The organism is Pantoea vagans (assembly GCF_001506165.1).
GTDB lineage: Bacteria > Pseudomonadota > Gammaproteobacteria > Enterobacterales > Enterobacteriaceae > Pantoea > Pantoea vagans_C.
Map to the genome: position 1 here is coordinate 919,389 of NZ_CP011427.1, position 24,214 is coordinate 943,602.

Annotated in this window: 24 protein-coding genes; 13 read left to right on the forward strand and 11 right to left on the reverse strand. The window is 53.8% G+C overall.

The genetic code is table 11. The annotated features are described in order from the left end of the window. Positions 1 to 55 precede the first annotated feature (55 nt). From pilW to LK04_RS04225, 9 genes are all read left to right on the forward strand, one after another. Complete coding sequence (gene pilW, locus LK04_RS04190; RefSeq protein WP_039329849.1) at positions 56 to 790, forward strand: type IV pilus biogenesis/stability protein PilW; 735 nt, start codon at positions 56 to 58, stop codon at positions 788 to 790. Then, positions 780 to 1,793 carry a cytoskeleton protein RodZ gene (rodZ, locus tag LK04_RS04195; protein ID WP_039329847.1) on the forward strand — a complete coding sequence of 338 codons (1,014 nt, stop codon included), beginning with the start codon at positions 780 to 782 and terminating at the stop codon, positions 1,791 to 1,793. The genes pilW and rodZ overlap by 11 nt, the downstream gene beginning before the upstream one ends. Before the next feature lie 38 nt (positions 1,794 to 1,831). Further along, positions 1,832 to 2,953 (forward strand): flavodoxin-dependent (E)-4-hydroxy-3-methylbut-2-enyl-diphosphate synthase, encoded by a 1,122-nt coding sequence (gene ispG, locus LK04_RS04200; protein WP_039329846.1) that lies wholly within the window; start codon positions 1,832 to 1,834, stop codon positions 2,951 to 2,953. A gap of 106 nt (positions 2,954 to 3,059) precedes the next feature. Next, a complete protein-coding gene (hisS, locus tag LK04_RS04205; protein ID WP_039329844.1) occupies positions 3,060 to 4,340 on the forward strand; it encodes a histidine--tRNA ligase in 1,281 nt (426 codons plus the stop codon). Between the two features lie 33 nt (positions 4,341 to 4,373). Then, positions 4,374 to 4,991 carry a YfgM family protein gene (locus LK04_RS04210; RefSeq protein ID WP_039329843.1) on the forward strand — a complete coding sequence of 206 codons (618 nt, stop codon included), beginning with the start codon at positions 4,374 to 4,376 and terminating at the stop codon, positions 4,989 to 4,991. Positions 4,992 to 5,010: 19 nt separating this feature from the next. Then, entirely contained in the window at positions 5,011 to 6,192 is a 1,182-nt protein-coding gene (bamB, locus tag LK04_RS04215; protein WP_039329841.1) for an outer membrane protein assembly factor BamB, read from the forward strand. A 177-nt stretch (positions 6,193 to 6,369) separates the two neighbouring features. Next, complete coding sequence (gene der, locus LK04_RS04220; protein ID WP_039329839.1) at positions 6,370 to 7,863, forward strand: ribosome biogenesis GTPase Der; 1,494 nt, start codon at positions 6,370 to 6,372, stop codon at positions 7,861 to 7,863. 103 nt (positions 7,864 to 7,966) lie between these two features. Beyond that, positions 7,967 to 8,194 carry a zinc ribbon domain-containing protein gene (locus LK04_RS19995; RefSeq protein ID WP_071885728.1) on the forward strand — a complete coding sequence of 76 codons (228 nt, stop codon included), beginning with the start codon at positions 7,967 to 7,969 and terminating at the stop codon, positions 8,192 to 8,194. A 328-nt stretch (positions 8,195 to 8,522) separates the two neighbouring features. Further along, a complete protein-coding gene (locus LK04_RS04225; protein ID WP_039329837.1) occupies positions 8,523 to 10,961 on the forward strand; it encodes a glucose/quinate/shikimate family membrane-bound PQQ-dependent dehydrogenase in 2,439 nt (812 codons plus the stop codon). Positions 10,962 to 11,051: 90 nt separating this feature from the next. Here LK04_RS04225 and LK04_RS04230 read toward each other — a convergent pair whose 3' ends face one another. From LK04_RS04230 to xseA, 4 genes are all read right to left on the reverse strand, one after another. Continuing rightward, entirely contained in the window at positions 11,052 to 11,234 is a 183-nt protein-coding gene (locus LK04_RS04230; protein WP_045814915.1) for a general stress protein, read from the reverse strand. 101 nt (positions 11,235 to 11,335) lie between these two features. Next, on the reverse strand, positions 11,336 to 11,683 hold the full coding sequence (locus LK04_RS04235) for a protealysin inhibitor emfourin (RefSeq protein ID WP_197063314.1): 348 nt from the start codon (positions 11,681 to 11,683) through the stop codon (positions 11,336 to 11,338). Beyond that, positions 11,659 to 12,672: a M4 family metallopeptidase gene (locus tag LK04_RS04240; protein WP_039329834.1), complete on the reverse strand. Its 1,014-nt coding sequence runs from the start codon at positions 12,670 to 12,672 to the stop codon at positions 11,659 to 11,661. The genes LK04_RS04235 and LK04_RS04240 overlap by 25 nt, the downstream gene beginning before the upstream one ends. A 47-nt stretch (positions 12,673 to 12,719) precedes the next feature. Then, positions 12,720 to 14,093: an exodeoxyribonuclease VII large subunit gene (gene xseA, locus LK04_RS04245; protein ID WP_039329832.1), complete on the reverse strand. Its 1,374-nt coding sequence runs from the start codon at positions 14,091 to 14,093 to the stop codon at positions 12,720 to 12,722. A 169-nt stretch (positions 14,094 to 14,262) separates the two neighbouring features. On the opposite strand from xseA, the gene guaB reads away from it, so the two are divergent. Further along, positions 14,263 to 15,729 carry an IMP dehydrogenase gene (guaB, locus tag LK04_RS04250; protein WP_039329830.1) on the forward strand — a complete coding sequence of 489 codons (1,467 nt, stop codon included), beginning with the start codon at positions 14,263 to 14,265 and terminating at the stop codon, positions 15,727 to 15,729. A gap of 72 nt (positions 15,730 to 15,801) precedes the next feature. Beyond that, positions 15,802 to 17,382, forward strand: a complete 1,581-nt coding sequence (gene guaA, locus LK04_RS04255) for a glutamine-hydrolyzing GMP synthase (protein ID WP_039329828.1) — start codon at positions 15,802 to 15,804, stop codon at positions 17,380 to 17,382. A 51-nt stretch (positions 17,383 to 17,433) separates the two neighbouring features. On the opposite strand, the gene LK04_RS04260 is transcribed toward guaA, so the two are convergent. Together LK04_RS04260 and LK04_RS04265 are read right to left on the reverse strand one after the other, a co-directional pair. Beyond that, on the reverse strand, positions 17,434 to 17,763 hold the full coding sequence (locus LK04_RS04260) for an addiction module antidote protein (protein ID WP_039329825.1): 330 nt from the start codon (positions 17,761 to 17,763) through the stop codon (positions 17,434 to 17,436). Between the two features lie 4 nt (positions 17,764 to 17,767). Further along, positions 17,768 to 18,094: a type II toxin-antitoxin system RelE/ParE family toxin gene (locus LK04_RS04265; protein WP_039329823.1), complete on the reverse strand. Its 327-nt coding sequence runs from the start codon at positions 18,092 to 18,094 to the stop codon at positions 17,768 to 17,770. A gap of 227 nt (positions 18,095 to 18,321) precedes the next feature. Here LK04_RS04265 and LK04_RS04270 point away from each other — a divergent pair, with 227 nt between their 5' ends. After that, positions 18,322 to 19,098 (forward strand): DUF3750 domain-containing protein, encoded by a 777-nt coding sequence (locus LK04_RS04270; protein WP_039329821.1) that lies wholly within the window; start codon positions 18,322 to 18,324, stop codon positions 19,096 to 19,098. A 171-nt stretch (positions 19,099 to 19,269) separates the two neighbouring features. Here LK04_RS04270 and LK04_RS04275 read toward each other — a convergent pair whose 3' ends face one another. Beyond that, positions 19,270 to 19,449 (reverse strand): DUF2158 domain-containing protein, encoded by a 180-nt coding sequence (locus tag LK04_RS04275; protein WP_039329820.1) that lies wholly within the window; start codon positions 19,447 to 19,449, stop codon positions 19,270 to 19,272. Between the two features lie 221 nt (positions 19,450 to 19,670). Between LK04_RS04275 and LK04_RS04280 the strand changes: the two genes are divergently transcribed. Next, positions 19,671 to 20,165: a hypothetical protein gene (locus LK04_RS04280; RefSeq protein ID WP_039329818.1), complete on the forward strand. Its 495-nt coding sequence runs from the start codon at positions 19,671 to 19,673 to the stop codon at positions 20,163 to 20,165. Position 20,166: 1 nt separating this feature from the next. Here the strand turns inward: LK04_RS04280 and mgtE are convergent, their stop codons facing one another. The 4 genes from mgtE to ppx all read right to left on the reverse strand — a co-directional run bounded on the left by mgtE (position 20,167) and on the right by ppx (position 24,212). Beyond that, a complete protein-coding gene (gene mgtE, locus LK04_RS04285) occupies positions 20,167 to 21,600 on the reverse strand; it encodes a magnesium transporter (protein WP_039329816.1) in 1,434 nt (477 codons plus the stop codon). Positions 21,601 to 21,722: 122 nt separating this feature from the next. Continuing rightward, a complete protein-coding gene (locus LK04_RS04290; RefSeq protein ID WP_039329814.1) occupies positions 21,723 to 21,911 on the reverse strand; it encodes a YfgG family protein in 189 nt (62 codons plus the stop codon). A gap of 150 nt (positions 21,912 to 22,061) precedes the next feature. Further along, a complete protein-coding gene (gene tehB / locus LK04_RS04295) occupies positions 22,062 to 22,661 on the reverse strand; it encodes a tellurite resistance methyltransferase TehB (protein WP_039329812.1) in 600 nt (199 codons plus the stop codon). Between the two features lie 27 nt (positions 22,662 to 22,688). Beyond that, positions 22,689 to 24,212: an exopolyphosphatase gene (gene ppx, locus LK04_RS04300; RefSeq protein ID WP_039329811.1), complete on the reverse strand. Its 1,524-nt coding sequence runs from the start codon at positions 24,210 to 24,212 to the stop codon at positions 22,689 to 22,691. Positions 24,213 to 24,214: the final 2 nt, after the last annotated feature.

Here is a 24,214-nt window from a genome sequence, read left to right on the forward strand (position 1 = left end):
ACCGGGCGTGAGGCGTGCCAGTCTCTCTGCTCGATTTTGAGCAGGAGAGACAGAAATGCGTAAAGGATTACTCGCGGTGGTTGTGGCTGGCTTTGTTGTAAGTGGTTGTGTCAATCCACCCCCCAACACCCGTGCCGCTGACATCAGACTACAGTTAGGATTACACTATCTGGCTGTGAAAGATTATGGCGCGGCGCACCGCAATCTATTACGTGCAGAGCGTGCCGCACCAAAGGACTACCGCGTGCCGTTGGCGCTTGCGCGATTGGCACAGGCGCAGCAGAATAGCGCGCAGACACATTGGCACTACCAACGCGCTCAGCAGTTAGCGCCAACGAATGGCTATGTCGCTAACAATTACGGTGCGTTTCTCTGCGGTTTAAGGCAGTATGACGAAGCGCATCAACAGTTTAAGCTGGCGATCGCAGCGCAGGAAATTGATGCCCGGCAGGATGCATTTCTGTTTTCGGGCTATTGTTACCTGCAGGCTGGAGAGAGTGCCGCAGCGCGCGAACCACTAGGCCACGCGCTGGATGCCGCACCGGAGCAGGGAAGTCATCTGCTTGCGGAAGTGGAAAGGCGTCTTGAGCAGCAGGATCGCACGGCGGTTCCGCTGTTATTAGAAGTGTACCACCAGCGGTTGCCCGCAACGGCAGACAGCCTGTGGTTACAAATACGTTTCGCCGCGCAACAGGGAAACGCTGCTGACGTTACACGTTATGGCGATCTGTTGGCGCGAAGTTTTCCACAATCGATACAGTACCAGCGTTATTTTGCTAATGAATACTGAAGCCACTCAAGAGAATTCTGCAGTACATTCCACAGGTGAACGCCTGCGTCTGGCCCGTGAGCAGATGGGACTGACCCAGCAAAACGTCGCTGAACGCCTGTGCCTGAAACTTTCTACCGTGCGGGATATTGAAGAGGACAAATCACCAGCTGATTTAGCCTCAACTTTCCTGCGAGGTTATATCCGTTCTTATGCTCGTCTGGTGCATGTGCCGGAAGATGACCTGTTGCCGATGATGGCAAAACAGGCACCGGTGCGCGCGGCTAAAATTGAGCCGATGCAGAGCTTCTCATTGGGCAAACGCCGTAAAAAGCGCGATGGCTGGTTGATGATTTTCACGTGGCTGGTGGTCTTTGTGGTCATCGGCCTGACAGGTGCCTGGTGGTGGCAGAACCATAAAGCCTCGCAGGCGGATCTGGTCTCTATGGCGGACCAGAATGGCAGCAGCAACGATAGCAGCCAGTCAATTCCGTTGGGTGATAGCAGCACTGACAGTGCTGCAGATACAGACACCAATGCAGCAGGTACACCGGTCGACAATGGTGCCGGTGCCGTTGCGACGCCGAACACCAGCAGCAATGCTCCAGTGGCAAACACCTCTTCCCCGGCAGCAACTAGCGATAACGCGGTGGTCTCGCCAAGCCAGGCGCCTGTTGACAACGCACCGCCAGCAGCCACTTCACCGGCTCCGGCCAACAGCATTCCGGCGGGTCAAATGCCGACGGGTAATGCCGCAGTCAGCGAGCCAGCGGGCGATCCGAACGCTGTCGTCATGAATTTCAAAGCGGATTGCTGGTTGGAAGTCACAGACGCGACCGGTAAGAAGCTGTTCAGTGGTCTGCAACGTAGCGGCGGTAAGCTCAGCCTGTCTGGAACGCCTCCGTATCGTCTGAAAATTGGTGCTCCAGGTGCGGTTGATGTGCAATATCAGAATCAGCCCGTTGATTTAAGTCGTTTTATCCGTAATAACCAGGTTGCCCGTCTGACGCTGGGTGCGCAATAACGCGCAGCGCGCTTTCCGGGTAATTGTGGAGAGAGAATATGCATAACGAAGCACCCATTATCCGTCGCAAATCAACACGGATTTACGTCGGCAAGGTGCCGGTTGGTGATGGTGCGCCCATTGCCGTTCAGTCAATGACCAACACCCGCACCACGGATGTGGAAGCCACGGTTAACCAGATTCGCCAGCTTGAGCGAGTCGGTGTCGATATCGTCCGTGTTTCTGTGCCTACCATGGATGCGGCTGAAGCGTTCAAACTGATTAAGCAACAGGTCAATGTGCCGCTGGTGGCGGACATTCATTTTGACTATCGCATCGCCTTGAAAGTCGCCGAATACGGCGTAGATTGCCTGCGTATCAATCCGGGCAACATCGGCAACAACGAGCGTATTCGCCAGGTGGTGGATTGCGCGCGTCACTACAATATTCCTATCCGTATTGGCGTTAACGCCGGTTCACTGGAAAAGGATCTGCAGGAAAAATACGGTGAGCCAACGCCTCAGGCGCTGCTTGAATCCGCTATGCGTCACGTTGATCACCTCGATCGCCTCAACTTTGATCAATTCAAAGTGAGTGTTAAAGCCTCTGACGTCTTCCTCGCCGTTGAATCTTATCGTCTGCTGGCGAAAGCCATTGATCAGCCACTGCATCTCGGTATCACCGAAGCAGGCGGCGCGCGTGCCGGTTCGGTGAAATCGGCTATCGGCCTCGGTTTGCTGCTGGCAGAAGGTATTGGCGATACGCTGCGTATCTCGCTGGCGGCCGATCCGGTTGAAGAAGTCAAAGTCGGTTATGACATTCTGAAATCACTACGTATTCGTTCTCGCGGCATTAACTTCATTGCCTGCCCAACCTGCTCACGTCAGGAGTTTGATGTGATCGGTACCGTGAATGCGCTGGAAGAACGTCTTGAAGACATCATCACGCCAATGGATATCTCCATCATCGGGTGCGTGGTGAACGGTCCGGGCGAAGCGACGGTTTCAACCATGGGCGTGACGGGCGGTAGCCGCAAAAGTGGTTTCTACGAAGACGGCGTGCGTCAACGTGACCGTCTTGATAACGACAACATGATTGACCAGTTGGAAGCGCGCATTCGTGCCAAGGCCAGTATGCTGGATGAAAGCCGCCGCATTAACGTGCAGCAGCTGGAAAAATAAGGGACGGTGCGCGCTCGCCGCGCGCCAGTTTGTGAATGAACCTGTGCGGTTTCATCCTCATAAGGTATGATGCCGGACAGGTTTTTTTGTATTAAGAGATTCTAACGTGGCGAAGAATATTCAAGCGATCCGTGGGATGAACGATTACCTGCCAGCGGATACCGCGATTTGGCAGCGTATTGAGGGCACCCTGAAGCAGGTGCTGGCCAGTTACGGTTTTAGCGAAATTCGCTTACCGATTGTGGAACAAACGCCGCTGTTTAAACGCGCAATCGGTGAAGTCACCGATGTGGTTGAAAAAGAGATGTATACCTTTGACGACCGCAACGGTGAAAGTCTGACGCTGCGCCCAGAAGGTACCGCAGGCTGCGTGCGTGCCGGTATCGAGCATGGCTTGCTCTACAACCAGGAACAGCGTTTGTGGTACATCGGCCCGATGTTCCGCTACGAACGTCCGCAAAAAGGTCGTTATCGCCAGTTCCATCAGATTGGCGCTGAAGTGTTTGGTCTGCAAGGACCGGATGTCGATGCCGAACTGATTATGATGACCGCACGTTGGTGGAAAGCGTTGGGTATTGCTGACCACGTGCGTCTGGAACTGAACTCCATCGGCTCCCTTGAAGCGCGTGCTAACTATCGTGATGCACTGGTGGCATTCCTCGAACAGCATAAAGATAAGCTGGACGAAGATTGCAAACGCCGCATGTACAGCAACCCGCTGCGCGTGCTGGACAGCAAGAATCCGGACGTGCAGGTTCTGCTGAATGACGCGCCAACCTTGAACGAGTACCTTGACGAAGATTCTCGTGCGCACTTCGACGGCCTGTGTGCCCTGTTGGACGATGCGGGCATTGCTTATACCGTGAATCAGCGTCTGGTGCGTGGTCTCGACTATTACAACCGTACCGTCTTCGAATGGGTGACCAGCAGCCTCGGCGCACAAGGTACCGTGTGTGCCGGTGGCCGCTATGATGGCCTGGTTGAACAGTTAGGTGGACGCGCCACGCCAGCCGTTGGTTTCGCGATGGGTCTGGAGCGATTGGTGTTGCTGGTTCAGGCGGTTAATCCAGATTTTGAACCGACGCGCATTGTTGATGTCTATGTTATCGCTTCGGGGCAGGGCGTTCAGTCTGCCGCGATGCAACTGGCGGAAAAACTGCGTGATGCTGATCCGGCACTGAAGCTCATGACGAACTTCGGTGGTGGTAACTTCAAGAAGCAGTTTGGCCGTGCAGACAAGTGGGGCGCACGCATTGCGCTGGTGCTGGGTGAAGATGAAGTGAAAACCGGTCAGGTTGTCGTCAAAAATCTGGCAACCGGCGATCAACAAACTATCGCCCAGAGCGAAGCCGCAGCAACGTTGCGCACGCTGCTGCAGTCAGCGTAGCACTGCGACAGCCATTTACAGGAGAGGGATTGCGTGGAAGTTTACAGCAACGAAAACGAACAAGTTGACGCACTGCGTCAGTTCTTTGCCAACAACGGTAAAGCACTGGCTGTGGGTGTGATCATCGGCATCGCTGCGCTGGGTGGCTGGCGTTTCTGGACCAGCCATCAGGATGGTGCAGATAAAGCCGCATCGGCACAGTATCAACAGTTGACCACGGCAATGCAGGCTGACAAGCCTCAGACGCTGGAAGCCGTCGCGACGTTTGCCAGTGAAAACAACAACACCTACGGTGCACTGGCGTCGCTGGATTTGGCGAAGCAGTACGTCGAAGCCAATCAGCTAGACAAAGCCATTACGCTGTTGCAAAGCGGGCTGAAAGACACCAAAGATGCCAACCTGCAGGCGGTGATTAACCTGCGTCTGGCGCGCATTCAACTGCAACAAAACCAGGCTGATGCCGCACTGACTACCCTCAACAATGTTAAGGGGGATGGCTGGACAGCCATTATTGCGGACATTCGTGGTGAAGCACTGCTGAGTAAAGGCGATAAGCAGGGCGCACGTGATGCCTGGAGCAAAGGCGCTGAATCGCAGGCCTCTCCTGCGTTGAAGCAGATGCTGCAGATGAAGATGAATAACTTAAGCTAAGCCAGTCAAGAGAGCGCACATGGAATTACGTAAATACCTGCTGCCAGGGCTGATTTCAGTCACCTTGCTCAGCGGTTGCTCGCTGTTCAGCGGCGAAGAAGATGTAGTGAAAATGGCCCCGCTGCCGAAAGTGGAAAACCAGTTTACGCCACAGACTGCCTGGAGCACCTCTGTGGGTGACGGCGTTGGCGATTTCTATTCCAATCTGCATCCGGCCTGGCAAGATGGCACCGTCTATGCAGCTGACCGCTTTGGTGTGGTGAAAGCGTTGGACGCCAGCAACGGTAAAGAGAAATGGAAAGTTAATCTCTCTGAGAAAACCGGCTTCTTCTCGAAAAACATTTCGGCACTGCTCTCTGGCGGTATTACCGCTACCAGCGATCGCATCTATATCGGCAGCGAACGTGGCCAGGTCTATGCGCTGAACAACAGTGATGGCAGCATCGCATGGCAGACCAAAGTCGCCGGTGAAGCCTTGTCGCGCCCGGTGGTTAGCGACGGTCTGGTGCTGATTCATACCAGCAACGGCATGTTGCAAGGATTGGATCAGAGCAGCGGCGCCATCAAATGGAGCGTAAACCTGGACATGCCTGCGCTGTCACTGCGTGGTGAATCTGCCCCAACCGTGGCCTTTGGTGGTGCGATTGTCGGCGGTGATAACGGTCGTGTCAGTGCCGTGATCCTGAACCAGGGGCAGCTGATTTGGCAGCAGCGTATTTCGCAACCGAGCGGCGCCACTGAAATTGATCGTCTGAGTGATGTGGATACCACGCCAGTTGTGGTCAATGGTGTCGTTTACGCGCTGGCGTACAACGGTAACCTGACGGCACTGGAATTGCGCTCAGGCCAGATTTTGTGGAAACGTGAAATCGGCGGCGTGAAAGATATGGTGATTGATGCGGGCCGTATTTATCTGGTCGATCAGGACGACCGTGTGATTGCACTCAATGCTGACGGTGGCGTGGCCATCTGGCGTCAGAGTGATCTGCTGCACCGTAATCTGACTTCACCAGTACTGTTCAACGGTTATCTGGTAGTGGGTGATAGCGAAGGCTACCTGCACTGGATCAACACGCTGGATGGTCGCTTTGTCGCGCAGCAGAAACTGGACAGCGATGGCTTCCAGACTGAGCCGGTCGTGGCGGGTGATAAGCTACTGATTCAGGCGAAGGGCGGCGAAGTTTACGCCATCACGCGTTAAGATCTGGCTCTGCGGGGATCGATTTCCCGCTCGCTTTTACGGCTCCTGATTCGTCAGGGGCCGTTTCGTTTTTTGTCAGGCATGGTATTCTTTGCGCCTTCAGCCTGACGCCTTCCGGCAAATGTCGTTATAATCACGCCATTCGGGCGATTTATTTTTAAAACTGAGGCAAGTGTTATGGTACCTGTGGTCGCGCTGGTTGGGCGTCCCAATGTGGGAAAATCTACGCTATTTAACCGCTTAACGCGCACTCGTGATGCGCTGGTAGCGGATTTTCCTGGACTGACTCGCGATCGCAAATATGGTCGCGCCGAAGTGGAAGGGCGCGAATTTATTGTTATCGATACCGGTGGTATTGATGGCACCGAGGAAGGCGTCGAAAACCGCATGGCAGAACAGTCGCTGCTGGCGATCGAAGAAGCCGATGTGGTGCTGTTTATGGTCGATGCGCGTGCAGGCGTCATGCCGGCCGATCAGCAGATCGCCAATCATTTGCGAGCACGTGAAAAAGCCACCTTTGTGGTCGCCAACAAAACGGACGGCATCGATCCGGATGCTGCGGTGTTGGATTTCTACGCGCTGGGCTTGGGTGAAATTCATCCCATCGCTGCCTCGCATGGTCGCGGTGTAAACAACTTGCTCGAAGCAGCACTGCTGCCGTGGATGGACGAAATCGTTCCAGAAGTCGAGCTAACGGAAGAAGAAGAGAACGCAGCCTACTGGGCCGCGTTAGAAGCAGAAGAGAGCGATCAGGCACTCGAGGAAGAGGAAGAAGAAGATTTCGACCCCACCACCTTGCCGATCAAGCTGGCTATCGTTGGTCGCCCTAACGTAGGTAAATCCACGTTAACTAACCGTATTCTTGGCGAAGACCGTGTTGTGGTCTACGACATGCCAGGCACAACACGTGACAGCATCTATATCCCGATGGAGCGTGATGAGCGCGAATACGTGCTGATCGACACTGCGGGTGTACGTAAGCGCGGTAAGATCACGGAAACTGTCGAGAAGTTCTCCGTCATCAAAACCTTGCAGGCCATCGAAGATGCCAACGTGGTGATGCTGGTGATTGATGCGCGTGAAGGCATTTCCGATCAGGATCTGTCGCTGCTTGGCTTTATCCTCAACAGCGGACGCTCACTGGTGATCGTGGTCAACAAGTGGGATGGCATGACGCAAGAAGCCAGAGAAGAAGTCAAAGAGATGCTGGACTTCCGTCTGGGCTTTATCGATTTCGCGCGCATCCACTTTATCTCGGCACTGCACGGTAGCGGCGTGGGTAATCTGTTCGAGTCCGTGACCGAAGCCTACGATTGCTCAACCAAACGCGTCGGCACTGCAATGTTGACACGTATTATGACCATGGCGTCAGATGACCATCAGCCGCCATTGGTGCGTGGCCGTCGCGTGAAGCTGAAATATGCTCATGCCGGTGGTTATAACCCGCCTATCGTGGTGATCCACGGTAACCAGGTGAAGGATCTGCCAGATTCTTATAAACGTTATCTGATGAACTACTTCCGTCGTTCACTTAACGTCATGGGTACGCCAATTCGTATTCAGTTTAAAGAGGGCGATAACCCGTATGCGGGCAAACGCAATCTGTTGACGCCAACGCAGCAGCGTAAACGTCAGCGTCTGATGTCGCACCTGAAGAAAAACAAACGTTAATATGATGAGGGCCCATACGGGCCCTTTTTTTTGGCTTTAAAATGGGATCACGCCGCTACGACTTGCGCCATATCAGGCGCGAAAAATGTAACAAGGAGAATCTATGCCCCATTTGTGCCCCCACTGCCAGCACGCTCTCAACCCTACCGATACCGGCTTCACTTGCGATAATTGCCATCACCATTATGCCCAACGCGCGGTCTGCCCGGATTGCCAGCAGCCGCTACAGGTGCTGAAAGCCTGCGGTGCAGTGGACTATTTTTGCCAGCACGGACACGGGTTGATCTCGAAAAAGCGTGTCGAATTCGTGCCTGAATTCACAACGCTCTAAAAATCTCACCTTAGGGGCGTCATATTTATTAATACCTTACGACTGGTTTTGTAGCAAAAATGCTATTAGCCAGTAACTCCTTCGTTATGGATGTTCACTTTCTAATGTACCAGGTGGTACAATCCTGCCGCCTTGAAGCGAGAATGACTCTCACCTGCGATGTGTCCTCGCTCACAAGCGCCGAATCACGGGCATTGTACCCGTACCAATAGATATAAAATAAAGCGTAACGGATTAGCTCTTGCCGCCAGTTTCGGCGGGAGCATTGTCACCGGCTGCCAATGGCGTATCGGCACCAGCGCGTTATTTTTTCAGGAGAGTTTTTGTTATGGCAGAAAATTCCGCTCGTCCCTGTAAAGGGCTGAGTATCTGGTCTGTATTGTTCGGGCTGGTCCTTCTGGCTGTCGGTCTGTTCTTCGCGATCGGTGGCGGCAAGTTGGTCGCTTTGGGCGGCAGTTGGTACTTCCTCATTTCCGGTATTGTGATGTTGCTGTCGGCGATTCAGTTCTTCCGTCGCAAATCCTCTGCCGTCACCCTGTTTATTCTGGTCTTCGTTGGTACCCTGATTTGGGCGCTGTTCGACGCAGGCTTCCATTTCTGGCAGTTGGTTTCTCGTCTGATGGTCCCAGCGGGCCTGATGCTGCTGGCGTTCCTGACATGGCCTGCACTGCGTAAGCGTGAAGGCAAAAGCTCGCTGGCGAAAGTGTCTTACGTGCTGTCTGCGGTCATCGCTGTGGGTATGGTGGCGACTTTCGTTCAGATGTTCCAGCCGCATCCAACCGTTGCGTTTGAAGGCAAACAACTGCCGCTGATTCCGGTAGACAAGTCTAAGCCACAGCAGGACTGGAGCAGCTATGGCCGTACGTCAGAAGGCGACCGTTTTGCGGCAATCGACCAGATTACCCGTGATAACGTTAAAGACCTACAGGTTGCATGGACCTTCCACACGGGCGATACGCCAATCAGCCCAACCGGTAACGGCGCAGAAGATCAGGAAACGCCACTGCAAGTGGGTAACACACTGTATCTTTGCACCCCACACAACAACGTGATTGCGGTTGCAGCTGATACCGGTAAGCAGATCTGGAAGCGTGAAATCAACGCGCAAGCCGAAGTGTGGAACCGTTGCCGTGGTCTGGCGTATTTCGATGCGACCAAACCTGTGCAGCAGCCCTCTCAGCCGGGTTCAACACCGGTTCCTGCGCCGGCACTGGCGGCAGGTGATACCTGTCAGCGTCGTATTCTGATGAACACCATTGATGCGCGTCTGATTGCTATCAACGCTGACAACGGTGAATTCTGTGAAGACTTCGGTGACCACGGTGTGGTTGACCTGAAAAAAGGTCTGGGCGCTGCGCCAGATCCACAATATCAGCTGACCTCTGCGCCACAATTAGCCGGTACCACCGTTGTGGTGGGTGGCCGTGTAGCGGATAACGTACAGACGGATATGCCTGGCGGCGTACTGCGCGGCTTTGATGTGATCACCGGTCAGATGCGTTGGGCATTTGACCCAGGTAATGTTGATCCAAATGCCGTTCTGATGCCGGGCAAAGACTACACCCGTAGTACCCCGAACTCATGGGCTCCGATGTCTTACGACCCAGCCATGAACACCGTGTTCCTGCCGATGGGTAGCTCATCTGTTGACCTGTATGGTGCAGATCGTACCAAGCTGGATCACACCTATGGCGCGTCTATCCTTGCGCTGGATGCCACCACCGGTAAGCAGAAGTGGGTTTATCAGACCGTGCATAACGATCTGTGGGACTTTGACCTGCCAATGCAGCCGAGCCTGGTCGACTTCCCGATGAAGGATGGTACGACCAAGCCTGCTGTAGTTATCGGTGCGAAAACCGGCATGATTTGGGTGCTGGATCGCCTGACCGGCAAGCCTTTAACGAAAGTTGAAGAGCAGCCAATGCCACAGGGTCATATTCCGAACGAGCAGTACACCAAAACTCAGCCGCACTCAGTGGAAATGCCAAACATTGGCAACCAGAAGCTGACCGAGTCTGATATGTGGGGTGCAACACCGTTTGACCAGTTAGTCTGCCGTATTGCCTTCAAAGGCATGCGTTACGATGGCCTGTTCACCGTACCCGATACAGATAAGTCACTCAGCTTCCCAGGTTCACTGGGTGGGATGAACTGGGGCAGCATCTCGTTTGACCCGAATAACCAGTACATGTTCGTCAACGACATGCGTCTGGGCTTGTGGGTGCAGATGATTCCTCAAGACACCACTAAATCGGCTGCCAGCAACGGTGGTGAAGCCATCAACACCGGTATGGGTGCGGTTCCGCTGAAAGGCACACCGTATGCGGTGAACAAAAACCGCTTCATGTCACCGCTGGGCATTCCGTGCCAGGCGCCACCGTTCGGAACCTTGTCTGCTATCGACATGAAAACCCGCCAGATTGTTTGGCAGGTGCCAGTGGGTACCGTGCAGGATACCGGTCCATTTGGTATCAAGATGCATGCACAGATGCCAATCGGTATGCCTACGCTGGGCGGTACTTTAGCGACTCAGGGCGGCCTGGTGTTCATCGCCGGTACGCAGGATTACTATCTGCGCGCCTTTGATAGCTCAACCGGTAAAGAAGTGTGGAAAGCACGTCTGCCAGTGGGCAGCCAGGGCGGTCCGATCAGCTATGTTTCACCGAAAAATGGTAAACAGTACATCCTGATCTCTGCAGGTGGTGCTCGCCAGTCACCAGACCGTGGTGATTACGTGATTGCTTACGCGTTGCCAGACAGCAAGTAAGTTGCCTTAAATATGAAAAAGGCCGACATCATGATGTCGGCCTTTTTTTATAACCATCCGTGGCGCACACATTCCCTTAAGGTACCTTATTTACTGCTGCTTGGAGGGGCGACGGCTTTTTTGACCTCCTTTTCTTCCAGCTTCCCTGGCTCTCTCAGGATCGTTTCTGAAATTGCCCCCACTGACTTTGCCGCCAGCACTGCCGGCTTCCCTGGCACGCTCTGGGTCCTCTGCAAAGTTCCCAGCACCGCCTCGTTGCTTCTTTTGTGTCATAGCAGAGACCTCATCTAAGGGTGTTTTCTTCGACGTGGACTAGCTAGCCACTTAATGATTATAGTCAGTAAGTTACAGCCTGCTTTGGGAGATCTCTGAGATTACTGGCCGTCACGCCACAGCGCCTCCAGCTCAGGAGAAGCTAGCGTTTCCGGAATCAAAATCACGACTGATCCCGCTTCCTGATGTGTGGCATAGGTGATTTGAATACGGAAATAGCGTTGATCGCCACGTCCAAGATTAGCTGCCTGATCTTCAGGCTCACCCAGCGGCAGTGCCTGCTCCAGCACGTTGCAGACGCGCTGTTTTTGCGGTTCGGGCAGCTGCCCCAAAGCAATGCGTCGTTCTCCGCGTAAACGAGGGATAAAGGCGATACCGCCCTCGCGTGCCAGCTCAATGACGGCGTCATCACTCAGATGAATGTTCACGTTACGCCTACCTGTTGCCATGCGGATTGAATCGCTTCCGCTACCGAACGGTTAAAGCGTTTGCCGCCATGCTCAATGGTAAAGCGAGCGAAGGTGCTGAAGTCAGCATCCTGCGGCAGTGCTTTATCGCACAAGGTGTCATACCAGGCTTGGCCCGCAAGCTCCCATGCAAAGCCCCCCAGCGCACTGGCGGCGAGATAAAACGCCCGGTTGGGAATGCCTGAATTGAGATGCACACCGCCATTGTCATCGCGTGTTTCAATGTAGTGCGTCATATCGGCAGGTTGGGGATCTTTGCCGAGTTGTGGATCGTCATAGGCGGTGCCAGGCGCGGACATCGAACGTAGACCGCGGCCATGAATGCCTTTTGCCAGCAATCCTTCACCAATGATCCAGTCAGCCTGATCGGCGCTCTGTTTAAGATGAAACTGTTTAACCAGTGAACCGAACACATCGGACATTGATTCATTCAGCGCACCAGACTGCTGGAAATAGACCAACCCCGCCTCAGTTTCCGTCACCCCGTGCGTCAGTTCGTGCGCCACCACATCTAAGGCGATGGTGAAGCGGTTAAATATCTCACCGTCGCCATCGCCAAACACCATCTGTTGGCCGTTCCAGAAGGCGTTCTGATATGCCTTGCCATAGTGTACGGTACCGTCCAGTTTCAGCCCTTTGTTATCCAGAGAATTGCGCTTGAAGGTTTGCCAGTAGAAGTCGTAGGTGATGCCAAGATAGTTCCAGGCTTCTTCAGCCGCCACATCGCCATTGGTGGGTTGCCCTTCATCACGAATCAGTGTGCCGGGCAAGTTTTGTGTATTTTCGGCATCATAAATGGCACGTAGCACTGTGCCCGGTGGCGAAGTCGCAACGCCGAAATTAGGACGATTGTGCTCAGCCATCAGTTGTTGAACATGGGTGAGGGTGCGGCGAGCGGAATCTTGGGGTGCACCTGAACAGTGGTCAATGATATTGCGTAGCATGTACGGAGGAATAACGCTGTAAGGCATAGTAACTCCTGGCCGTGAGTGAACATGCCAGAAGTATAGTTTTTCAGCTAGGTACGTGCTTTACGACTGCGTGATTTGAGGGGTTCGAGAGTGGTCACCTGGCTTTCCACCCAGCCATCATCCAGACGTGTGCGCAGCAAATCGCCTTTGTGCAGTTGTCTGGTCTTCTTCACCAGTTGGCCTTGGGTATCGGTGGTGACACTGAAGCCTCGAGCCAACGTCGCCAAGGGACTGACGCCTTCCAGCTGTGCCGCCAGCGTACCAAAGCGCTGACGATTGTGGTTGAGCTGCTTTTCCATACCCTGCTGTAAGCGATATTGCCACTGCTGCATCTGCTGTTGTGCGCGATGGATACGGCCCTGTGGCTGTTGCGTGTTGAGACGGTGGAGCAGGCGATCCTGTTGGCGCTTAGCTAAACGCAGCCGTTGATCCATCGCTTCACCGAGACGGCGTTGCAGCTGGAAAAGCGTGGTTTGCTGACGTGCCAGGCGTAACTGAGGATGTTGCTGCTGTAAGCGGTGATGAATGCGTGTGAAGCGGCGCTGCTGTTCAGCCAGATAGAAATCCATCGCCATTTCCATCCGCTGCTGCTGGGACTGCAAACGACGCAGCAGTTCTTGCTGATTACGGCTCACCAGCTCTGCCGCAGCGGAAGGGGTAGGCGCCCGCAGGTCAGCCACAAAGTCGGCGATGGTGATGTCGGTTTCGTGTCCGACCGCGCTGACAATCGGTAAACGGCTGGCAAAGATCGCCCGCGCGACGCGTTCGTCGTTAAAACTCCACAGATCCTCTAATGATCCACCGCCACGGCCGACAATCAACACATCACACTCATCGCGCAGGTTGGCTAGCTCGATGGCGCGCACAATCGCTGCGGGCGCATCCACACCTTGTACCGGAGTGGGGTAGATTACTACGGGCAATGAGGGATCGCGCCGATGCAGAACACGCAGCACATCATGCAGCGCCGCACCGGTGGCGGAGGTAATCACGCCAACCTGACGTGCGGGCTCGGGCAACGGTTGCTTGAACTGTTGATCAAATAAACCTTCCGCTGCTAGGCGCGCTTTCATCTGCTCGAACTGTTGTTGCAGCAGGCCTTCACCCGCAGGGTGCATGCTTTCGATAATCAGTTGATAATCGCCACGCGGCTCGTACAACGTGATGCTGGCGCGCACCAAAACCTGCTGACCGTGTTGCGGACGGAAAGTGACCCGACGATTGCTGTTGCGGAACATCGCACAACGCACTTGTGCACCATCATCTTTCAGTGTGAAGTACCAGTGACCGGATGAGGGCTGGCTAAAATTTGAAATTTCCGCACTGAGCCACACCAGGCCCATCTCATTTTCCAGCAGTTGACGCACTGTGGTATTGAGGCGACTGACAGTAAAAATATTGGCGGTTGGCGGTAGCGACATGTGATGTAGATCAAATTTTAAATCAGAGGGTTAATTAACCGATACTACATGCCTGACCAGGAGGATCAAGACTTTTTCTGAAAAAACACTGGAGGCAACCGATTTCGGCCTGTATAATGCCGCGGCAATATTTTATCTGTTTTAATCGCCCCCAGGTGGAGATATTGCTATGTTAAGAATCACTAAAGAAGCCCTCACTTTTGACGACGTTCTGCTCGTTCCAGCTCACTCCACTGTCTTACCGAACACCGCTGATCTCAGCACCCAACTGACGAAAAACATCCGTCTGAACATCCCTATGCTGTCTGCTGCAATGGACACCGTGACCGAAGCCGGTCTGGCAATTGCACTGGCACAAGAAGGTGGTCTGGGCTTTATCCACAAAAATATGTCGATTGAGCGCCAGGCGGATGAAGTTCGCAAAGTTAAAAAACACGAAAGTGGCGTAGTGACCGATCCGCAAACTGTACTGCCAACCACCACGCTGGCGGCAGTACAAGAGTTGACTGAGCGTAACGGTTTCGCCGGTTACCCGGTGGTCAACACCGACAACGAACTGGTTGGTATCATTACCGGTCGTGACGTGCGTTTCGTCACCGATTTGAACCAACCTGTTTCTGCGGTGATGACCCCGAAAGAGCGTCTGGTCACGGTGAAAGAGGGTGAAGCACGCGACATCGTACTGCAGAAAATGCACGAAAAACGTGTTGAGAAAGCGCTGGTTGTTGATGACAGCTTCCACCTGCTGGGCATGATCACCGTTAAAGATTTCCAGAAAGCAGAACGTAAACCTAATGCGTGTAAAGATGCAGAAGGTCGTCTGCGCGTAGGCGCTGCGGTGGGTGCCGGTGCGGGCAACGAAGAGCGTGTTGATGCGCTGGTCGCTGCCGGTGTTGACGTGCTGCTGATTGACTCTTCACACGGCCACTCTGAAGGCGTATTGCAGCGTATCCGTGAAACCCGTGCGAAATATCCAAATCTGGAAATTATCGGCGGTAACGTGGCGACCGGTGCAGGTGCACTGGCGTTGGCGAAAGCCGGTGTTAGCGCGGTGAAAGTGGGTATCGGCCCAGGTTCAATTTGTACCACGCGTATAGTTACTGGTGTCGGTGTACCACAGATCACTGCGGTTTCAGATGCGGTTGAAGCACTGGAAGGCACTGGCATCCCGGTTATCGCTGATGGCGGTATTCGTTTCTCCGGTGATATCGCGAAAGCGATTGCTGCGGGCGCGGCGGCTGTGATGGTGGGTTCTATGCTGGCGGGTACTGAAGAGTCTCCTGGCGAAATCGAACTCTATCAAGGTCGTTCATTCAAATCCTACCGCGGTATGGGTTCACTGGGCGCGATGTCTAAAGGTTCATCTGACCGCTACTTCCAGACCGACAACGCTGCTGACAAACTGGTACCTGAAGGTATCGAAGGTCGCGTAGCCTATAAAGGCCGTCTGAAAGAGATCGTGCACCAGCAAATGGGTGGCCTGCGTTCATGCATGGGCCTGACCGGTTGCCCAACCATTGACGACCTGCGTACCAAGGCTGAGTTCGTGCGCATCAGTGGCGCAGGCATCAATGAAAGCCACGTGCATGATGTGACCATCACCAAAGAGTCACCGAACTACCGCATGGGTTCATAATCCCGTAAGATTCAACGCCCGGCACCTGCCGGGCGCTTTTATTATTAAGTCCATCCCAATGGAAACGCCTCAATGACGACTGAAAATATTCATAAACATCGCATTTTGATCCTCGATTTTGGTTCTCAGTATACGCAGCTGGTTGCGCGCCGCGTGCGTGAGCTGGGCGTCTACTGTGAACTCTGGGCGTGGGATGTCACCGAAGAGCAAATTCGTAGCTTCAATCCTAACGGCATCATCCTGTCAGGTGGCCCGGAAAGCACTACTGAGTTGAACAGCCCACGTGCGCCAGAATACGTGTTCAACGCTGGCGTGCCGGTTCTGGGTGTGTGCTACGGTATGCAGACCATGGCGATGCAGCTGGGCGGCAAAGTTGAAGGTTCTAACGAGCGTGAGTTTGGCTATGCGCAGGTCGAAGTGCTGACCCAGAGCGCGCTGGTGCGTGACATCGAAGATGCCATCAGTGCCGCCGGTAAACCGCTGCTGGATGTGTGGATGAGCCACGGTGACAAAGTCACTGCCATCCCAGCCGGCTTTGAAACCGTCGCCAGCACCGAGACTTGTCCGTTTGCCATCATGGCGAACGAAGAGAAAAAATTCTACGGCGTGCAGTTCCACCCAGAAGTGACGCATACCCGCCAGGGTCTGCGCATGCTGGAGCGTTTCGTCCGCGATATCTGCGGCTGTGAAGCACTGTGGACCCCAGCCAAGATCATCGAAGATGCGGTAGAGCGTATTCGTGAGCAGGTCGGCGAAGATAAAGTGATCCTCGGCCTGTCTGGTGGTGTGGATTCTTCTGTGACGGCAATGCTGCTGCACCGTGCCATCGGTGAGCGCCTGACCTGTGTGTTCGTGGACAACGGCCTGCTGCGTTTGAATGAAGCCGAGCAGGTGATGGACATGTTTGGTGACCACTTCGGTCTGAACATCGTGCACGTTGCCGCAGAAAACCGCTTCCTCGACGCACTGGCGGGTGAGAACGATCCAGAAGCCAAGCGTAAGATCATTGGGCGTGTGTTCGTTGAAGTGTTCGACGAAGAAGCACTGAAACTGACTGATGTGAAATGGCTGGCGCAGGGCACCATCTATCCGGACGTGATCGAGTCTGCGGCTTCTGCCACCGGTAAAGCGCACGTGATCAAATCGCACCACAACGTGGGCGGTCTGCCAAAAGAGATGAAGATGGGTCTGGTTGAGCCGCTGAAAGAGCTGTTCAAAGATGAAGTGCGTAAGATCGGTCTGGAACTCGGCCTGCCATACGCGATGCTGTATCGCCACCCGTTCCCAGGTCCAGGCCTTGGCGTGCGTGTGCTGGGCGAAGTGAAGAAAGAGTACTGCGACCTGTTGCGCCGTGCAGATGCGATCTTCATCGAAGAGCTGCATAAAGCTGACCTGTACAATAAAGTGAGCCAGGCCTTCACCGTGTTCCTGCCAGTCCGCTCTGTAGGTGTGATGGGCGATGGTCGTAAATATGATTGGGTGGTATCACTGCGCGCAGTTGAAACCATCGACTTCATGACCGCGCACTGGGCGCACCTGCCGTACGATTTCCTCGGCCGCGTCTCCAACCGCATCATCAACGAAGTGAACGGCATTTCCCGCGTGGTTTACGATATCTCTGGTAAGCCACCGGCGACGATTGAGTGGGAATGATTCCCCTTAATTGAACCGTCCATCAAGCCCGCTTAACAGCGGGCTTTTTCTTTAGAGGTGAGGGATCAACCTAACGCCTGCCGCACGAGTAATCTCAGTGAGTGTAGAGATCGTAGGATTGCCCTTTTCGGAGAGTGTCTTATACAACTGCTGGCGTGATAGACCTGATTTACGGGAGATTTCGCCTATACCCCCTCGGGCTTCAACAACTCGGCGCAGGGCGATCAGAAAGGCTGCAATGCCGCCATCTTCGTAGATATCTTCCAAAGCGGTTTGCAGGTAGATTTCAGCGTAATCAGGGTTTTCTCGCAGCTCCGCTACCATCGCATCGTCGTGACTGACTGTTTTTTTCTTAGGTGCAGATTGATTGATGATAGTCATGCTGTTACCTCGTTTGATATTCACGCCAGAATTTGACTGCTTTCGCTAAATCGCGAGACTGTGACGATTTATCCCCACCAATGAGTAACAAAATTATGTTATCGCCATCGAGCGCGTAATAGACACGATAGCCCGGGCCATAATCGATTTTGAATTCCCAAACGCCATCTCTTTCAAATCTGTAGTCGCCAAAATTTCCGCTTTCAGCCCGATCCACTCGAGTATCAATCTTTGCTGCGGCGCGAGGATCCTTTTTCCTCAATTTGGTTATCCATTCGGTGTAGGGAACATTGCCATCAGCATCCTGATAACGTTGAGTGGTGTATAGCATAGCGTCCTCGCAAGCATTCAATCCAGTAAAAACTGTCTTTTATAAGCGACGAGAAGGCAAGGCAAGCGTGGAGGACGTGCGCACAAATGCGAGCCACACACCAATCCACCGGGGCAAGATGCTCCAGTTTTTCATAACAAATTGCTCTATCGCATAGTTGGTGAATACAAACTCACTTCTCTCAATGCATGATGGCCGATGAATTGTTACTCATCAGGATGCCGTCGATGCTGCCACTGAAAGCCTTTTTACTCTCCTTTCTGTGCATTGTGCTGCTCTCTTTGGCAGCCAGTCTTGCGCAGGCCACGCGTACCGGCGAATTGACTACCGAACGTGGTGGTTGGGCGACGGCGCGACGAGATTCGGCCGGATTAGCGCCGGACCCGCATCAATACGTCAATGAAGCGATTGTGCAAGTGTATGCTGCGCCCACCTATGGTTGGAAAGGCGCAGTGGCGGTGCATCCGTGGATCATTTTCAAGCGCGCGGGCGAGACCCAATACAACCGCTATGAGGTGATCAGTTGGGGCAGTGATAATAAGGTACGGCGCAATTCAAACTTGCCCGACGGTTACTGGTATGGCGCGAAACCACGGTTGCTGGTGGAGCATCGCGGCAAAGCGGCAGAGGCGATGATTCCGCAGATCGAAGCGGCGATAAAATCGTATCCGTGGCCGCACACCTATCACGCATGGCCGGGGCCGAACAGCAACACCTTTATGGCGCACATTGGTCGTGAAGTACCGTCGTTGCAACTAGATCTGCCCGCTAACGCGATTGGTAAAGATTACCGCTCGTTGCTGCATCCGATTGGTTTACCGCCGTCCGGGCGCGGTGTGCAGGTTTCCCTGTTGGGTGTGCTTGGCGTTACCGTGGGGGCAGAAGAGGGGCTGGAGGTGAATGTATTGGGGCTGAATCTGGGGCTCGACTTCACGCCGTTTAAGCTGCGTTTGCCCTTTATCGGCGGGATAGGGCAGGACAATTTGCAGAAAGAGAATCCGTGATGATTCAGGTCGCGCAATAAATTGTGTAATGCTGGTCGGCTAGCGAAAATTGAATATCCATGTCAGTGCGCATGAATGCGCACCCTATGAAACCCGAGCACGAGCATCGTAGGGGTGCCATTCATGGCGACCGAAAAGCGCGAAACTGACAAGCATTACGCAATACAAAAATCAGCACACGCCGAAATCACCGTCTTCGTGATACAACGTCACGGTATCCGCTCTGAGTTCAATTTCACGTTTGATGTGATCATCAATGCGGGCGCACCAAAGTAATTCACCTTCAACGCGCGTGACCTGCATCTTTGGGCCACCGGTTTTCGACTGCACAATATCACCTACATTAAACATGCTGTATCTCCGTCAGGTCAGTGTTAGCGCTAAGTGTATATGCGCATGTGATAAGGAGCGCCTGATTTTGTGCGCTGCTTTTTTTAACCCCCCAAGTAATAAATGAATGGTATCACTTAACTGCTGGTCATTTATTGTCACTCAATGTGATTACTTGGTTGTCATTTGACAACCTTGGCTGGTATATTCGTTTTATATTTTGGATCGGCGGAGTATTAAAAATGGGATTTGAATTTACCCTTCGTTTTCAGTTGAGTGATGCCATTTCTTGCGATGAAGCGCTGGAACGTCTCGGCGCTGCGGGATGCACTGATGCGCTGGTAGGGGCTGGCGTTGCTGGGAAGTTGAGTATGGTATTTACGCGGGAAGCGACCGATGCGCAGCAAGCCATTCGTAGCGCGCTGGATGATGTTATTGCGGCACTGCCCGATGCTGAGCTGATTGAAGCGGCGCCAGACTTAGTGGGGCTGACAGATATTGCCGAGTTGATTGGTGTATCGCGCCAGAATATGCGTAAGCTAATGCTGGCGCATAGCCCGCAGTTTCCACGCCCGATTCATGATGGGAAAACCGCGCTCTGGCATTTTGTTGACGTTGTGGAATGGTTAAATCAACGAGGTTCGGCAAGGGTGGCCCCGGGAGTGAGCGAACTGGCTCGCGCAACGTTACAGCTCAACATGCAGCAGGCACTGCAACGTTACGCGCACTGTCTTTAGCTTAATGATGCAGCAAAAACACCGTCGCCAGACCGAGGAAAATAAAGAACCCACCGGTATCGGTGATCGCGGTGATCAACACGCTGGAGCCCACGGCCGGATCGCGTTTCATCTTGGTCATGATCAACGGAATCAGTACGCCCATTAACGCCGCGAGCAACAAATTCAGCACCATTGCCAGCATCATCACGCCGCCAAGCGGCAGGTTGTCGTACATCAACCAGGTGATGCTGCCCATAATCCCGCCCCAGAACAGACCGTTAATCAACGCGACACCGAGTTCACGCACCACCAGGAATGAGAAGTTACCTGGCTCAACCTGATGCAATGCCAATGCGCGCACAATCATGGTGATGGTCTGGTTGCCGGTGTTACCGCCAATCCCGGCCACAATCGGCATCAACGCTGCCAGCGCCACCAGTTGTGAGATGGTTTCTTCAAACAGGCCGATCACCCGTGAAGCGATAAACGCCGTACACAAGTTGATAGCGAGCCAGGCCCAGCGTTTACCCACGGCTTTGCGCACTGGAGCAAACACGTCTTCACCCTGGCTGATACCCCCCATTTTACGGATATTGCTTTCGTTCTCTTCGTTGACCAGGTCGATGACATCTTCCACGGTAATACGACCAATCAACTTGCCTTTCGCATCCGTCACGGCAGCCGATATCAGGTTATAACGTTCAAAGGCACTGGCCGCCTCTTCCGCATTGTCGTTGAGTTGAAAAGTGGTAGGGCGGGCGTTCATCACGTCTGCGACCAGGGTTTTCGGCTTATTGAGCAAAATGTCGGTCAGCGATAATTCACCCAGCAGCTGGTTCTCTTCATTGGTGATGAAAATTTTATCCGTGCCATCCGGCATGCTTTTACGCTTTCGCAGAAAACGCTGCACCGTGGCGAGCGTCACATCTGAACGGACGGTCAGGATGTTGAAATCCATCACCTGGCCCACGCGGTCACGATCTAACTCGATGACCTCCAGCAGGCGTGCTCGCAGGCTGGGTTCCAGCGTGGTCAGCAGGCGTCCAGTCAGGTCTCGCGGCAGATAGCGCGCCAGATATACCTGATCGTCGATGTCCAGCGGCTCTATAGCGTGCAGAATCTCGCGATCAGTCATACCTTCGGTCAAACTGGCCCAGACGGTTTCCGATGCTTCAACCAACACGCGGCCTCGTTGCTCGGAGGGCACCAGACGCCACAATGCCAGACGTTCTTGCTCGGGTAACGCCTCAAGAATATCCGCCAAGTCAGCGGCATGCAGATGTTGAAGCTCATCTTCCAACTGCTGACGCCAGTCGGTGATCTCGCGCAGTTCCGCTGCGTTGAGATCGACAGATTTATCCAGTAACACGTCGACTAAGTCGTGCTCACTGAGTAACAGGTGAAGAATGCGTTGGCGGGTTTCGGTTAATTGTTGTGCATACGGTGCAGACATAGCGCGTCCCTTGTGTCTGTAAAGTCAGGTCAAAGTGTAGCGCGTTGCGGGTTATCAGGGCGAGTTAAGCAGCATTGTCATATCCGGACAATGTGGACGAGCAACGATGACCCGCAAATTCTCTAGCGCGAATCGCTGATGCTCAGTGTAGGGACCGGCTCAGGTAAGGCTTTTTTTTGCTGATGATGCTCAATGGCACCAGGGATGATGAAAATCAGACGGCCAACCAAAATAAAGAAACTGATCAGCAAAATAATGCGAGTCATGGTGCCGGTTTTAGGACGTCTTCGTGCAGGGAAAGCGCTGTTCACGCGGGGTGGTTCCTGTAGATACCCAGTTGGGCGATGGCAACATTTAGTCACAGTTAGATCTTCAGGTCAATTACTGTGTGAAAAATGAGCAGGAATGGTTAAGGGTAAATTGATCAAAATCAGATTAGGCCGCGGGTGGCGGCCATATTTTTAATAGCTGGCTTTCTGTGCCAGCAGCGTGGCAAAGCGGTACTTAATGCGATTACCGTTTTCGTCGCGGCGATGCAACTCGCCCACATCCTCGTTGTACTTCACGATATGCCAGTTACGGTAATAATGGCTCAGCTCACCGGATTTAAAGGTGAACGGAAAATTCTGCGAGTTCGGGTAATCTTCCGTGCTCATCGCTGCCACAATCAGGTTGTAGCCGTATTTCACCGTGCTGGCCTGCATATCGGCAATCAGCTGCGGAATGGTCTCCGGCTGCAGGAACATCATTACCACGGTCGACAGCACAAACTGATAGCCGCCGTTGAAACGAACCTGGTTGAGATCGCACAGTTCAGTGCGAATGTTCTGCAGATTCTCTTCCTGGATAATGCCATTCAGCCGCTCAAGGCTTTGGGGATTGCTGTCCCAGGCCGTCACGTCAAAGCCATGTTGATTGAGGAACAGGCTATTACGGCCCTGGCCGCAGCCCAAATCCAGCGCCTTACCCACTTCCAGTTTTGGCAGGGCGGCCAGCACTTCGGAGTGGGTGGGCGTCAGGCCATATTTTTCCGCATAAAAGTTTTCGGGACGGTTTGTCATAGTGATACAGCGGGCCAGCAGCCCGCGTTACTCCTCTTCCAGCGTCAGTTTCCAGCCAGCCACATCATTCCAGTAAGCCTGTTCGCGCTCCAGATCCAGCTGCACCAAGGTATTCTGGCTCAGATAACCATTGGGGAATTTCAGCGTCCAGTTACCGTCATCCGTGGTCAGCTTCAGCGAATCAGGTTTGGTGGTGGCCTGGCGCTGATTATTCAGCAAGGTGCCCAGGCGCAGCAGGAACACCATCGGTAGAAACTGTTTCTTTTTAAACAAGGTGAAACGTGGCATCTCATCCTGCTTCACCGCTTTACGATGGTAGCGTACCAGCGTGGCCAGCAGCATCTGTTGATCCTGATTAAAACCAGGCATGTTAGAGTTTTGCAGGATGTAAGCTGAATGGCGCTGCATGCCACTGTGATTGATGGTCAACCCCACTTCATGCAGCAGCGCAGCCCATTTCAACAGGGCGGAAAGCTGTGGATTGGCTTGTTTCGGGTTCTGATCCAGCCACTGCAGGTAGAGCTGCTCGGTGGTTTCCAGTACCCGACGCGCCTGATCGCTATCAATGGCGTAATGATTGGCCAGACTCTGCGCGGTGCGGCTTCGAATATCCTGATGGCGGAAACGGCCCTCCATCTCATACAGCACGCCTTCACGCAGTGCGCCATCCGACAGGCGCAACTCGCGGATCGCCAGCGCATCAAACACACCGCAAAGAATTGCCAGGCCCGGCACAAACACGGCTTTACGCTCTTCCGACAAGCCCGGCAGGCTCAGCGCATTGAAAGACTTATGCTTCAACACCTCGGTGACCAGCATCTCCAGCGTTTCTGGGGTGATCAGTTTTTCTTTCTCGCCCATCGCCAGCAGTACTTCACAGGCCGCTTTGATCGAACCCGATGCGCCCAGGGCGTATTGCCAACCATGCAAACGATACTGCCAGGCCATGGTTTCCAGCTTCTGCGCTGCCGACAAACGTGCACGGCGGAAGTTTTCTGGCGAGATTTCCCCTTTCGGGAAATAGAGATTGGCAAAGCTTACGCAGCCCATGCGGCGGCTTTCCACCAGTTGCGGCTCGAAATCTTCACCGATCACCAACTCCGTCGAGCCACCACCGATGTCGATCACCAGTTTGCGGCCTTTTTCCGGCTGAGTATGTTCCACGCCCATGAAGATTAAACGCGCTTCTTCATTGCCGGATATCACCTCAATCGGGTAGGGGATCACTTTGGCAGCACGCTGCAGGAACTCTTCCGCATTGGTAGCAATACGCAGCGTGTGCGTGCCGACAATGGTCACGTTCGCCGCACTGAACCCTTGTAGCCGCTCAGCAAACAGTGCAAGGCAGCTCAGGCCGCGCTCCATCGCCTCATCACTCAGGCGATTTTGCGCATCCAACCCATCGGCCAGATGCACGCGCTGTTTCAGACGCCCCAACACCTGCATCGCGCCATCCACCACACGGGCGATCACCATGTGGAAACTGTTTGACCCGAGGTCGATGGCCGCAAATTCCTGCGGTTTTGGCGTACTTTTATGGGAAATTGGCATAG